12 protein-coding genes and 1 tRNA gene are annotated in these 13,533 nt (G+C 49.8%); 3 read left to right on the top strand and 10 right to left on the bottom strand.

The genetic code is table 11. The annotated features are described in order from the left end of the window. Positions 1–186 precede the first annotated feature (186 nt). The gene (locus tag RWO08_RS07310; protein WP_314211638.1) at positions 187–1,092 is read left to right on the top strand and encodes a CPBP family intramembrane glutamic endopeptidase; all 906 of its coding nucleotides are present in this window, start codon (positions 187–189) and stop codon (positions 1,090–1,092) included. A gap of 72 nt (positions 1,093–1,164) precedes the next feature. On the opposite strand, the gene RWO08_RS07305 is transcribed toward RWO08_RS07310, so the two are convergent. From RWO08_RS07305 to thrC, 5 genes are all read right to left on the bottom strand, one after another. Then, positions 1,165–1,821, bottom strand: coding sequence for a YoaK family protein (locus RWO08_RS07305; protein ID WP_314211637.1), 657 nt, complete (start codon positions 1,819–1,821; stop codon positions 1,165–1,167). Positions 1,822–1,893: 72 nt separating this feature from the next. Beyond that, positions 1,894–3,411 (bottom strand): ATP-binding cassette domain-containing protein, encoded by a 1,518-nt coding sequence (locus RWO08_RS07300; RefSeq protein WP_314211636.1) that lies wholly within the window; start codon positions 3,409–3,411, stop codon positions 1,894–1,896. Positions 3,412–3,775: 364 nt separating this feature from the next. Then, the gene (locus RWO08_RS07295) at positions 3,776–3,967 is read right to left on the bottom strand and encodes a CsbD family protein (protein ID WP_291454379.1); all 192 of its coding nucleotides are present in this window, start codon (positions 3,965–3,967) and stop codon (positions 3,776–3,778) included. A gap of 107 nt (positions 3,968–4,074) precedes the next feature. After that, a complete protein-coding gene (locus tag RWO08_RS07290; RefSeq protein ID WP_314211635.1) occupies positions 4,075–4,497 on the bottom strand; it encodes a GNAT family N-acetyltransferase in 423 nt (140 codons plus the stop codon). Positions 4,498–4,529: 32 nt separating this feature from the next. Next, positions 4,530–6,020 carry a threonine synthase gene (gene thrC, locus RWO08_RS07285; RefSeq protein WP_314211634.1) on the bottom strand — a complete coding sequence of 497 codons (1,491 nt, stop codon included), beginning with the start codon at positions 6,018–6,020 and terminating at the stop codon, positions 4,530–4,532. 120 nt (positions 6,021–6,140) lie between these two features. Between thrC and RWO08_RS07280 the strand changes: the two genes are divergently transcribed. Further along, the gene (locus RWO08_RS07280) at positions 6,141–6,842 is read left to right on the top strand and encodes an AzlC family ABC transporter permease (RefSeq protein ID WP_291431632.1); all 702 of its coding nucleotides are present in this window, start codon (positions 6,141–6,143) and stop codon (positions 6,840–6,842) included. Beyond that, entirely contained in the window at positions 6,839–7,165 is a 327-nt protein-coding gene (locus tag RWO08_RS07275; RefSeq protein WP_291431634.1) for a branched-chain amino acid transporter permease, read from the top strand. The genes RWO08_RS07280 and RWO08_RS07275 overlap by 4 nt, the downstream gene beginning before the upstream one ends. A 47-nt stretch (positions 7,166–7,212) precedes the next feature. Here the strand turns inward: RWO08_RS07275 and RWO08_RS07270 are convergent, their stop codons facing one another. The 5 genes from RWO08_RS07270 to pta form a co-directional block, all read right to left on the bottom strand. Then, positions 7,213–7,926, bottom strand: coding sequence for a hypothetical protein (locus RWO08_RS07270; RefSeq protein ID WP_314211633.1), 714 nt, complete (start codon positions 7,924–7,926; stop codon positions 7,213–7,215). Continuing rightward, entirely contained in the window at positions 7,923–8,867 is a 945-nt protein-coding gene (locus RWO08_RS07265) for a polysaccharide deacetylase family protein (protein ID WP_314211632.1), read from the bottom strand. Before RWO08_RS07265 ends, RWO08_RS07270 begins: the two co-directional genes overlap by 4 nt. A gap of 166 nt (positions 8,868–9,033) precedes the next feature. Next, complete coding sequence (locus tag RWO08_RS07260; RefSeq protein ID WP_314211631.1) at positions 9,034–11,982, bottom strand: SpaA isopeptide-forming pilin-related protein; 2,949 nt, start codon at positions 11,980–11,982, stop codon at positions 9,034–9,036. 294 nt (positions 11,983–12,276) lie between these two features. Next, positions 12,277–12,350 (bottom strand) — tRNA-Arg (locus RWO08_RS07255). A gap of 111 nt (positions 12,351–12,461) precedes the next feature. Beyond that, the gene (pta, locus tag RWO08_RS07250) at positions 12,462–13,445 is read right to left on the bottom strand and encodes a phosphate acetyltransferase (RefSeq protein WP_314211630.1); all 984 of its coding nucleotides are present in this window, start codon (positions 13,443–13,445) and stop codon (positions 12,462–12,464) included. Between the last annotated feature and the right edge of the window lie 88 nt (positions 13,446–13,533).

The following is a 13,533-nucleotide window of genomic DNA, read 5'->3' as shown; positions in this document are numbered from 1 at the left end:
GACATCGCTTTCTCTCAATTCTATTATAACATTTTATGTGCCATCTAATCGCTAAAGTTATTTCCTAAGCTTAGGAAATGGCCGAAAAATCAAGAAAAGTATGGAACTGATTCCGAGATTGGCTGATTTTTTACATTTGCCTTGACCTGCCAAGAGCCTTATACTAGAAGAAAAGGAGGTGGCTCAATGCCATTTATCAAAGCTAAATCAAGCCAAGCATCCGGTTGGGGCTGGATGCTTTCCATGCTGGCCTTTCCCCTCTTGTTTCACCACCTTCAGGACTGGCAGACCAAGGCCACCCTATGGGGCATCACACACCCCCGCTTCCAAATCCTCAATTGGACCCACCCCGACTTGGTGGCCCCACTCGTAAACGTCTTGGCCCTCTTTTCGACCTTGATCCCCCTCTTGGGCTTCGCCCTCTACGGTTGGACCCTGGGCCGACGGTCCTGGCAATCCATGGGCTTCAAGCGTCCCTTGATTGGCCCCTATCTACTAGGCTTTATCCTGGGTGGCCTGCAACTGCTGGCCTGCCTCATCATCCCCGCCCTGCTGGGTCACTTATCGCTAGAGCGCATTAGCCAGACGCCCGCCTTAGTTACCCTACTCTACCTAGCCGGCTTCCTGGTTCAGGGCCTGAGCGAAGAAGTTATCTGCCGGGGCTATCTCATGAATGGCCTGGCCCTACGCTTCCCAACCTGGTTAGCAGTCCTGGCCAACTCCCTGATTTTTGCCGCCATGCATTTGGGTAATCCCAATGTCTCGACCCTGGCCCTGGTCAACCTGACCCTGGCCGGCCTGACCTTTTCCCTCCTCTTCGCCTATACGGAAAATATCTGGTTTGTGGGGGCGGCCCATTCAGCTTGGAACTTCGTGCAAGGACCTGTTCTGGGTATCCAAGTATCAGGTCTCAGCCTGCCTTACCCTATCTGGCACACCCGCCTACAAGGCCCTAAGCTCTGGACAGGTGGCGACTTTGGACTAGAAGGTGGTCTCTACTGCCTGATCATCGAAGTCCTTGCCATTCTGATTCTAGTCTATCTACTTAAGGCTAAAGCACAGAAAAAAGTTCAACTAGAAGCAAAAAGCTGAGACTTAGTCTCAGCTTCTTTTTTACCAAATAAAAAATCCCCTTATAGCCTATAGGATATAAGGGGATTTTGCTTAGGATGCTTGATGACAGTGGCGGAGGATAAAGTAATAGGTCCCCGTCACCAGATAGGCCAGGGCCAAGACCAAAATCATGCTGATAGCAGAATGATTAAGCCAGATATAGGTCAGGAGCCCTCCTACTAGGAAACAGGCAATGCTTGCCATGTAGAAGATAATCTTGTGGCCATCTTCCTTATAGCCCCGCAAGTAACGTCCTAGCGCAAAGCCCGTATCAGTCAAGTAACCCGTAAAATGCGAACTGCGGACAATCATGCCGCGATAGTAGATAAACATACCATTTTGGGTCCCCATACCGAAGGCCAAGAGATAGAGCCAGCTAGCCTGCCAGTTGAGGGCATAGCTTAAGCCCAATAAGAGGCCAAAGCTAATCAACAAAATGCCGTAACGGTTGGCCAGGCGAAAGGATTTATCAGAGAATAAGAGGCCGCTTAAAATGCTCCCAGCCATAAAGGCCAGCAAGGTCAAGGCCAGACGGATGGTCGCTTCCCCATCCCCCCGTGCTAAGGCCAGTACAAGTTGGGTCAGATTGCCCGTCATATGGGTCGATGGCGTAGCCACTAGCCACAGCGTGGTCACATTGACCGCCCCCGCCAGGCTACTCAGTAAGCCAATCCAAATGGCTAGCAGGATTCCTTTAGGCTCTTTCATTGCTTTACTCCTCTCAAGTTCAGTGCCTATTCATTTTATCACAAAGACCTAGCCCTCAACAAGGCAAGCCCGCTATTGCTTCTCAGCCGGTTCCAAAGCCAGACTCCGGTCACAGACTTGATCCAGGAAGAGTTGGTCATGGGAAACCGCTAGAATGGCCCCAGGGAAGTCGCGGAAAATTTGCCTTACTTCAGCTTGAGACAAGGGCGAGAAATTGCGGCTAGGCTCATCCAGTAACAAGACATTGACCTCCATCAGATTCAACTTAAGCAGGAGCAACTTGGCCTGCTGGCCCCCAGACAGTTGGCTAATGGGATGACGCATCTCATCAGGGTCGAAGCGTAGGCTACCCAGATAGGTCATGAGCTTAGTCTTCTCCTCCTGGCTACCCGATTCCTGGAGAAAGTCCAAGGGCGTCTGATCCTGAGGCAGGACCTGGCGATAATCTTGGGGCATATAGCCCAGACGAATGCCCGGCCGGTCGGTCAGCCAGTCACGGACTTGCTTCAACAAGGTGGATTTTCCCACCCCATTGGGGCCCACCAGTCCAATTTTCTCCTGGCCTCGCCACTCCAAGGTCAGGGGTTGGGTCAGAGCGCGCCCCTCTAGGCGGACCACATAGTCCGGCTGGTTGATTAACCATTTACTGGCGGGCAAGGGATGGGGGCAAGGCAGTTTGACCAAGATGGCATCCTCTTGAATGGGAATCTCCAGCATGTCCTCAGCCTGACGCTCCAAACGACGGCCTACTGACTTAACGTTGCGCATTTTCTTAGCCAAGAGACGTCCCAGGCTAGAATCATGGGCCTGACGCAATTGATGCTGGACCTTGTCATGCATTTGCCGATGTCGGGCCTCCTGCTTGGCCTGCTCCTCCTGTTGCTTGCGGGCCAGCTGGCCCTGGCGTTGGAACTGGGCCTCCCGTTGGCTGCGATAGGTCTCATAGTCCAGATTGACCAGATGAACCCGGCTGGCCTTGTGGTTATGAATGATCTCAATATGCAGAATGCGATTGGCCACTTGAGCCAGGAAGGCCTCATCATGGGAAATAAAGAGGACCGCTGCCGGTAAACTAGCCAGGGTCCGACTGAGCCAGTCCAGTGTGGCCAAGTCCAAGTCATTGGAAGGCTCATCCAAGAGCAGACAATCCGGCTCCAAGGCCAGGGTCCGGGCCAACTGCAACTTGAGCTTCTCACCCCCTGACAGCGTCCCCATTAGCTGTTGGCTAGTGAGCCGATCGGGGTCAAAACCTAATTGGCTGACTAGCTGATATAAGTAACCATAGTCTATTTGCTCGGCTAAGACCGGATCAAAGCAATAAGCCTCGATGGTCAAACCTTCATCTTGGGCTGGGAAAGTCTGGCCAATCCAGACCGTCCGACCAAAGGAATTAGAACAGGTGCCCGTCACCTCGACATAAGGCAGGGGCGCATCCGGCTGCCAGAGCCAGTTCAAGAGCGAGGACTTGCCGCAGCCTTCTTCGCCAATCAGGGCTAGCTTGTCGCCTGGCTTCAAGTCAAAGGACAGGGAAGGAATTAAGACCTTGAGGTCTTGTTGATGGGTCATGGTAAAATTTTCAACGTGTAACATCTGCTACCTCCTATATAAAGAGGGACCGATGCCCTATCTAGCGTCGGTCCCTGTTTGGAAGCAAATGGATGAAGCCAAAGAAAGAGTCAGCGCCCTAATATAAGGGGCGCCTGCCCTAGCTGCTTGTACCTCTTCACTAAAATTGACCGCACTAAATAAAGCCATCTTGATCCTTTATTTAGTAATTGACAATTTTAGTTAACTTTCATCGGCACAAGTACCTCCTTGGTGAATTACCTTTAGTATACGCTTACTTGGTGGGGAATGCAAGAGATTTATTAAGCTGGCCTCTCTTCCTCCAAGCACAAAAAAAAGCACCCCTAGAACGAGGGGTACTGGTGATGCTAAGCTTGTTTTACTTGGATTATTTGCCCAAGGAATTTTTGATGCCTTCCACTGCACCTTTGGCAGCTTCAGCCACGTCATGAGCCACTTCTTTGGCTTTACTAACGACGCCTTCTACGACGCCTTCAGTTTCAAGGCCTTTGTCGCCAGTTGCTTTACCTGCCACTTCCTTGACTTTGCCAGCAGCTTGGTCGAGTTTATCTTCCAACATCTCAGTCCCCTCCTTTCTACTATGATAACTTTAGTCTACCACTTTAAGGTCCCCAGTACGAATTATTTGCCTAGCCATAGCAAATAAAAAGAGACTAGGACAGCGTCCTAATCTCCTTGATTGGCTAAAAATCCAGTTAGCTCCGCCTGGGCAAAGCCCACTAGGCCGCGACGGTCATACCATTCCCGGACAGACTGGTTCCAAGGTGTGGTGTCAGTCACTAGGAAGACCTGACGATAGGCCTGGCTGGCTTCCTGAATTTGATTCAGCAATTGTCGGCCTATGCCCTGCTTCTGATAGACTGGCAGAACTAAGATGTCTTGGATCAAGGCCACATAGTGGCCATCTCCCACTGTACGCACCAGCCCCACTAGTTGGTCCTGGTCCCAGGCGCTAATGACATCTTGAGAAGCCGCCAGCATCTGCCCTAGATTAGATACCTGGTCTAGATAGGCAGTCCAACCGACTGCCTGATAGAGCGTCCGCAACTGAGCATCAGAAATCTCCTTATCATGACGATAATTGATCATCTTGAGCACCCTCTTTCTTAGGAATTTGACAATTAGAGCCCCAACTTAGCCAAGATGCTGGCCTTCATGCCGGCCACATCTACCACTTCATTATGACGGATTTGGGCTGCTTTGACTTCGAGAACGGCCGCAGGTTGTGGCACGCCAGAGATAGCTTCCAATTGGTCCACCAGGGTCAGGTCATCCACCTCAGGGTCTAAGTCCTGGAAGGACTGCATGACAGAGCGTGGGAACTTGTATGGGCTGGCGGTCGAAGCGATTAAGGTTGGCGTGGTGTCGCCTGTCTCCTGACGGTAGTCGCTGTAAACCGAAGTAGCTACTGCCGTATGAGGGTCTAAGACATAGCCGGTCGCTTCATAGACGGCCTTAATGCTAGCTTCGATTTGGGCCTCATCGGCGTAACCCCCATAGAAATCAGCATAAGTTGCCTGCATTTGAGGCGTCACTTGGTAGTGACCTTGTTCCACTAATTGCTTCATATAAGTAGCCGTTTGGGCCGCATCATTACCAGTCGCATGGTAAATCAAACGCTCTAGGTTGCTAGAGATGAGGATATCCATGGATGGCGAATTAGTCACATAGAAAGGACGTTGGCGGTCGTATACGCCGGTCTTGAAAAAGTCAGTTAAGACATTGTTCTTGTTAGAGGCACAGATGAAGGTCTTGATTGGCAAGCCCATCTGACGAGCATAGTAGGCCGCCAAAATGTTACCGAAGTTACCGGTTGGCACATCCACATTGATGGCGTCGCCTAAAGCAATGACACCTTGGCTCACCAGTTGCAAGTAGGCAAAGACATAGTAAGCTACTTGGGGAATGAGACGCCCAATGTTAATAGAGTTGGCACTTGAGAATTGGTAGCCAGCCGCCGCAATCTGCTCATTGAGAGCTTGGTCCCCGAAGAGGGCCTTGACCTGGCTTTGGGCATCATCGAAGTTGCTGGTAATGCCGACTACATAGGTGTTGTCACCCTTCTGAGTCAGCATTTGCAGTTCTTGGATATGGCTGACGCCGCCCTTAGGATAGAAGACCACAATCTTAGTGCCGGGCACATCCGCAAAGCCGGCCATGGCCGCCTTACCGGTATCGCCGGATGTGGCAGTCAGGATGACGATTTCCTTGTCAGAGCCTTGTTTCTTAGCCGAAGTGGTCATGAGATAAGGCAGGATGGACAGGGCCATATCCTTAAAGGCGATGGTCTGGCCATGAAAGAGCTCCAGATAGTAGGCATCCCCTACCTTCTTAACTGGGGTCAATTCTGGCGTGTCAAACTTGTCGCTGTTATAGGCCCCATCGATGCAGGCCTGTAATTCTTCCTGGCTGAAGTCATCAAAATAAGCCTTCATGACGGTAAAGGCAACCTCCTGATAGGACTTGCCCACTAGGTCAGCCAGAGGGACTGGCAACTTAGGATGGGCCACAGGCACATAGAGGCCCCCATCTTCCGCAATCCCCTTAAGGATGGCTTGAGAGGCGGTGACACGGTTTTCTGGGTTACGAGTACTTTGGTAATATAAGGTCATGGTGACTTCCCTCTTTTCACGTTAAATCTTCACTTGGACATTATACCATAAGTCAGGTGGACTTGACAGGGCCAAGGAAGGCAATTAGAATGGGACTATTAACGATGCCGAGGTGAATCAATGAAACGTGCACTCTCCTATGTCTTCCCTAAGACCATTCCTATTATGACGGGCTTTCTCTTCCTAGGCTTCTCCCTGGGCATGTTAGCCGTCAGCAAGGGCTTCCCTCCCTACTTGCCAGTCTTAATGTCCCTCTTTATATTCGCTGGTTCCATGGAGTTTGTGACCTTGCAGCTCTTGCTGGCTGCCTTCAACCCACTCCAGGCCCTGCTCTTGACCCTCATGGTCAATGCCCGCCATCTCTTCTATGGCCTGGCCATGTTGGACAAGTACCACCATTTGGGCTGGCAGCAACCCTATCTGATCTTTGGCATGTGTGATGAGTCCTTCTCCATTAATGTGACGCTTGACTTACCTCAAGACCTTGACCGAGGCTGGGCCTACTTCCATGTGACCTGGCTTAACCAGTTCTATTGGGTCTGCGCAACGGCCATGGGGGCTTTTATTGGTCCCTACCTGCCCATTAATGTCAAGGGCATGGATTTCGTCCTCAATGCTCTCTTCATTGTCTTGCTGATTGAACAATGGCGTTCACACCGTCAACACTCCGCTGCCTTTATTGGCTTAGGCGCATCGGTTCTCTGTTTGGTTCTCTTTGGACCGGAAAACTTTATGATTCCGGCCATGATTCTCATGTTAGTCCTCTTTGGCTACCGCTACTGGCAGCAGAAGAAGCAGCCAGACCAGGAGGTGAGCGCATGACCCCTTGGCAGCAAGCGATTACCATCGCTCTCGTCGTCTTAGGAACGGTGCTGACACGTTTTCTAGCCTTCTGGATCTTCCCAGCTCACAAGCGGCCACCAGCCTTCGTTAGCTACTTAGGCCAAATGCTACCCACTGCCGTCATGGGACTCCTAGTCGCCTATGCCTTCCGTCATCTCAGCCCCAGTCTGCCCCAAGACAGTCTGCTTTTGATTGGCGCAGCCCTTACCACGGCTGTCTGCCACCTGTGGAAGCGCAACTTTCTCCTTAGCATCGCGCTGGGCACTGCCGTCTATATGATGGGCTTACATTTATTAGGATAAGAAAAACGAGCTAGGAAGCATCCTAGCTCGTTATTTTTTATATTCAATTAAACTAGCACATTCAAGAGACCCATAAGTCCCATGCCTAGGAAGACGGCATAGGGAATGATCGGGCGCTTAGCCTGGCGGACCACCTCTTGATAGAGGTCTACAAAGGCCACATAGAAGAGATAGCCAGCCATGAGTTGATTGAAGACGGCTAGGCTTATTAAAGAGCCCATGCCCTCGATTAGGACAAAACCTAGGCCAAGCCCGGCTAAATTACCAAGTACCAACCAGAGCCAGGTGCCAGCCTTAGCTGGACGGCTTAATTCCCGAATGGTCATAGCTTCCACTAAGGCGTGCGGCGCCGTTAGGAAGAGATAGGCGGTTCCCAACCAAGGATTAACCCGGCAGAGACTATAAATCAGGACCCCTTCCAGCATATTTTGGAGGGTGAAGGTCCCTAGGCGCAGGCGCCCGCTCGGTGCCCAGCCAACAAAGGAATGCAGGCCTGACATGAGGATGACCGGGGTAAAGAAGAGAATAAGGCTAAACAGAGTGGCCATGCGGAAACCCAAAATCCCCATAAGGGTGGGCTGGGTAGAAGGCAATAAATCGAAGAAGACTAATTCTAGCCAGATACCGCAGGTCAACAAGAGTAGTTGGCTGCGAACCCAAGGCCGTTGCTGTAACTTAGGGCCTAAGTGCCAGCCCCAAAAGGTGGCTAAGGCATAGGCAGCCATGCCCAAGCCTAGGCCTAACCAAGCAAGTGGACTCATGTTAACACCCCAAATTCATAACCTTGAGACTTGAAGTAATCAATAATGTGCGGCAGGGCCTCAATGGTCAATTGCTTATCCGAAGCATCGTGCATGAGGATGACCCGCACCTTGGCATCTGGCGCTACATAGAAGGATTTTTCCATATAGGCTAACATGTCACTCGGCGTGGTTGGTCGGGCAGACGGTGTTTCCGCGTCGCCAGACATACCATTCCAGTCCATCCAGTCAACATCTAGTTTCTTAAGGGAGACATCCAGTTCTTCGGTCCCCTTCCAAGACATATGGCCACCTGGGTAACGCCAGACAGCCGTGTGGAAATCCCGACCTAGCACTTCCTGCATAGAAGCTTGGGTTTCCTTGACTTCCTTGACTACTTGTTTGACATCGACTACCCCGCCCGGAAAGAGACGGTTGTAATCATGACTGTAGGAGTGAATACCGATGGCGTGTCCCTCGCGAATTTGCCGTTCTAACAAGGGCCGGGTCTTGTCTCCCACCGTCTTGCCTATCACGAAGAAGGTGGCTGGCACCTTCTTAGCCTTGAGAACATCTAAAATCTTAGGTGTCACTTCAAAGTTAACCCCGTCATCGAAGGTTAAAAATACTATTTTTTTATCTGAGGCCTTAGAATCGTAGAGTAGCTTACGCACATCCTGGGCCTTATAGGCATAGGCACTGGCCGCCTGGTTATGGTTAGAACCCTTAACCAGTTCTTGGGGCTTGCTTTCTGCTTCCTTCTTACTGGACTCTTGACTAGCTGAAGACTGAGATTGACCCGTTAAGGCTAACTGACTTGAGCTAGTCTGCTGGGAAGAGTCCTGCCCTTCAAGGGTCTGTAAGAAGAGCATGACGGATAAGACGCAGACAATACAGACCAGGCACAAAATAAGTGCCAATAAGCTATTATAAAGTAGATTCTTCTTGTCCTTTGACCGCATGCTATCGCCCTCGCTATATTTATATCCTTGACTACAATCCTATTATACTCCACTAAGCCAGAAAATGCGACACTTTCTTATGATTTATGCCAATCATTTTCTTACTTTACGCAAAAATCACCTCGCCTAGAATTAAATCTAAAGCGAGGTGACTAGCTATTCTTTATTAAGCTTCATGATCCTCGTTTTGACTGTCATCCGCAGACGCTTGGGTCTTGCGGCGACGGAAGAAGAGAATAGCGCCGGCTAAGGCTATTAGAGCTAAAGCCAGTGGCGTTAACCAAGCCATAACTTGTTCACCCGTTGATGGCAACTTCCCGTCCTTACGTTCCACATTAGAAGTCTTAGTGGCCGTCACCTTGTCAGATGAGGAGCTAGAACTGGATGATGCCGCAACTTTTTCAGCTAATTGAATGGTCCGCTTAGCTGTCTGGCCGTTGGCTAGCGTTAATTTAATCTTAGTTTGATCCAGTTGGTAAGGCTCAGGTACTGCTACCACATAGTAGTCGTAGTCCCCTGCCTTGAGATCAGTAAAGGTCACTTTACCTTGAGCATCGGTCTTCAATTGTTGACTACCAACTGCTAAGGTCACATCCGCTACTGCCTGGCCTGAAACATTGACTACATTGAGTTCTAAGCTAGCTGCTTGAGACTTACGGCGCACCTTGAGTTCTGGATGTAAATCCGCCCCTGGCGCTACATCTAAGGTTTGAGCACCTGTTTCAGCTTGATAGCTGTCTGGCACTTCCTTAATGCCATAAGTATACTTGCCTGCTTCTAAGGCTTCGAAGAGAATATTCCCTTGGTCATCCGTTTGGCCTTCCAACTCACCTAAGTAAACTGTGACACCTGGGACAACCTGGTTGTTTTCGTCTACGACTTTAACTGTTACATTGGCTACTGCCTGTTGACGTTGAACGGTCAAAGTGATGGAGTGGTCAGTGTCAGAAGGTAATTCAGCGTCGCCTGATTGGGCACCTGTGTAATTTTCTGGCAAGTTGACAATCTCATAGTGGAAGGTCCCTGGGGTCAAGCCTTTGAAGACAGCTTGGCCGTATTCATTGGTGACTTGTACTTGGTCGCCAATCTTGACGCTAACGCCTGGTACTTCCTTGCCAGCATTGTCCAAGATTTTAACAGTCAGGTCGCGCTTGTCAGTTTGAGAAGAAGATGAGCTTGAAGAGGAAGCTTGGTCCTTACGAGTTACTTGTAAGGTAATGGAGTGATCCGTATCCGTTGGCAATTCAGCTTCGCCGCTTGGCGTGCCTTCATAGCCGTCTGGCAACTTGGTCACTGCGTAGCGAACCATCCCTGGAGTCAGCCCCTTGAAGTGAGCATCCCCATTCTCGTCCGTTACAGCTGTCTGATCTTCAACCGTTACAGTGACACCCGCTACAATCTTCTGGTCTTGGTCTAAAATTTTGACCGTCAAATCACGTTTAGCTGCTGGAACTGCTGGTTTTTCAGCTTTCTTAGTCACTTGTAAGGTAATGGAATGATCGGTGTCACTTGGCAATTCGGCGTCACCACTTGGTGTGCCTTCGTAGCCGTCTGGTAAATCAGTTACGGCATAGTGAACCGTCCCTGGCGTCAAGCCTTTGAAGTGGGCATCCCCATTCTCGTCGGTGACCGCCGTTTGCTCTTCCACCTTGACAGTTACACCTGGCACAAGTTTTTGTTCTTGGTCTAAGATTTTAACCGTCAAGTCACGCTTAGCAGCTTGAGATTCAGCCTTCTTAGCTACCTGCAAGGTAATGGAATGATCGGTGTCAGCTGGCAGTTCGGCATCCCCATTTGGTGTACCTTCATAGCCTTCTGGCAATTGGGTGACGGCATAGTGAACCTTACCAGGCGTTAGGCCTTTGAAGTGGGCATCCCCGTTTTCATCTGTCACGGCTGTTTGACCTTCAACGGTTACCGTCACACCTGGCACAAGTTTTTGTTCTTGGTCTAAGACCTTAATAGTTAAATCCCGCTTAGCGGCAGGTGCTTGGCTGGAAGATTCGGCCTTCTTAGCTACTTGTAAAGTAATGGAATGATCGGTGTCACTTGGCAGTTGGGCTTCACCGCTTGGTGTCCCTTCATAGCCTTCTGGCAAGTTAGTCACAGCATAGTGAACCGTCCCTGGTGTCAAGCCCTTGAAGTGGGCATCCCCATTTTCATCAGTGACAGCTGTTTGGTCTTCTACTGTTACCGTTACGCCGGCCACAGGCTTCTGCTCTTGATCTAAAACCTTCAGGGTTAAGTCGCGCTTAGTCACTTGAGACTCAGCTTTCTTAGCCACTTGTAAGGTAATGGAATGATCGGTGTCACTCGGCAGTTCAGCTTCACCACTTGGGTTGCCTTCATAACCTGCTGGCAATTGGGTCACCGCATAGTGAACTGTTCCAGGAGTGAGATCCTTGAAGTGGGCATCCCCGTTTTCATCCGTCACGGCTGTTTGACCTTCCACGGTGACCGTGGCACCCGGCACAATTTCTTGCGCTTGGTCTAAGACCTTGACCGTCAAGTTGCGCTTCACCTCTGGCGCCTGGCTAGAGGATTGGGCTGGCGCTTGTGGCGCACTGGCTGCCCCTTCTTGGTCAGATAGGGTAACGGCTAATTTAGAGACCATTTTCTGATGGTCAGCACTTTCTAAGTCAGGGCCTGCCTTGACTTCGAAGGCTACTTCATAGTAGGCCTGACCTTGGTCGTCTGTCTTGAGACTGCCCTTGTCAGACTGTTCCTGTAATTGCTTGTTGGCGGCGATATCTTGTTCTGACCGCTTAGGAATAGAGGTTTCAACTTTTTGTGCTTTAAGAACCTTGTCCGCACGTTTGAAACCTTGGCCATCATACAAGCGTAAACGATACTTACCTGCGGTTAACTTAGGTGCTTGGCTAGCTTGGGCGTCAGATTCATGACGATAAACGACATTGCCTGCCTCGTCCAGGATTTCGTAGGTTGCATTTTCCTGACGTTTTGGCGGATTGGCATCAACTTGCAACAAAATATCCACCGATACTTCAATCGGTGAGTTAGGATTCACTTGCGCTAGGACCAGTCCAGAAGGTACATAGGTCGCTAACATTCCGGCAACTGCAAGGGCAGCGCCAATTTTTCTTAAGCGATTCATACTCTCGCCTCCTTTACCCATATATTACCACATTCAATCGACCCTGTGGGCCATGTCAATAAGAAGTCTAGATTAAATCAATAATCTTCATCATAAATTCATAAATAGGAAAAAATTGGCACTTGATAAAACCGCACCTAGGCCTATTGTATAGGCAACTAAAGCCCTATCACAAAAGGAGTTAAGTTAGTCAGTCCTCTAACACTATCTTGCTAGCAGACCTAGCTAATTATGCCCACAAAAATAAGTCTGATCACCTGCCTGTACAGGTGGTCAGACTCTCTTACTTAGTGACGTCCCCGGCAGGAATTGAACCTGCGGCAGTCCGCTTAGGAGGCGAATCCTCTATCCTACTGAGGTACGGGGACTAGGTGTTCTTAGCACATGGTTTATTATAGCACATGAAGGCCTATCCGACGAGCCTTGCAGGCTCATAGCTAAGAAAAAAGAGACTGGTTGCCCAGCCTCTTATTCATGGCTTAGTTTGCTAAAGCTTGGTTAGCGGTGATAATGGCTACCTTGTAGACATCTTCTTCCACGCAACCACGAGATAAGTCAGAGATTGGCGCGTTCAAACCTTGTAAGATTGGACCTACGGCTTCATAGCGACCCAAACGTTGCGCAATCTTGTAGCCGATGTTACCTGATTGGAGGTCTGGGAAGATGTAGACCGTTGCATGACCCGCTACTTCAGAACCTGGTGCCTTTTGGTCAGCCACGATTTCTGAGTAAGAAGCGTCAAATTGGAGTTCCCCGTCGATGAGAACTTCTGGCGCTAATTCTTGCGCCAACTTAGTTGCTTCTAAGACCTTGTCTACTTCAGGCGCCTTAGCTGAGCCCTTGGTTGAGAAGCTGAGCATGGCCACGCGTGGCTCGATGTCGAAGATTTTAGCAGTGTGCGCAGATTCTACTGCGATTTCAGCTAATTCTTGTGGTGAAGGGTTAATGTTGATAGCGCAGTCGGCGAAGACTAATTTTTGACCGTCGCTCTCAGCTGGTACCATGATGAAGGCCCCAGATGTACGGGTAATGCCTGGCTTGGTCTTGATAATTTGTAAGGCTGGACGAACGGTGTCACCAGTTGAGTGAACGGCCCCGCTGACTAAACCATCTGCTAAGCCCATGTAGACTAACATAGTCCCGAAGTAGGACACGTCTTTGAGCAAGTCGCGTGCTTGTTCTTCAGTTGCTTTGCCCTTACGGCGCTCTACGAAAGCTGCTACCATCGCGTCATATTCTGCATAAGTTTCTGGATCGATAATGGTAAAGGCGTCGATATTCCAGCTGTTTTGCGCTGCCAAAGCCTTGACTTCTTCTACATTCCCTAAGAGGATTGGCTCAACTAAGTCATCTACACGTAGACGAACAGCTGCCCCTAATACACGTTTGTCGTTAGCTTCTGGGAAAACAATCTTGAGATGTTTACCCTTGATGTTGTTAGCTAAGCGTTTGAACATTACCATAAAATTTGGCCACTTCCTTTTTTCTAGTGATAAAACTCTAACTCCTAGTTTACACCCTTTAGGCCTAAAAAAAAAGTGTTCAGTCTAA

The organism is uncultured Abiotrophia sp., assembly GCF_963520105.1.
Lineage (GTDB): Bacteria > Bacillota > Bacilli > Lactobacillales > Aerococcaceae > Abiotrophia.
This window is presented reverse-complemented; position numbering and strand designations above follow the sequence as displayed.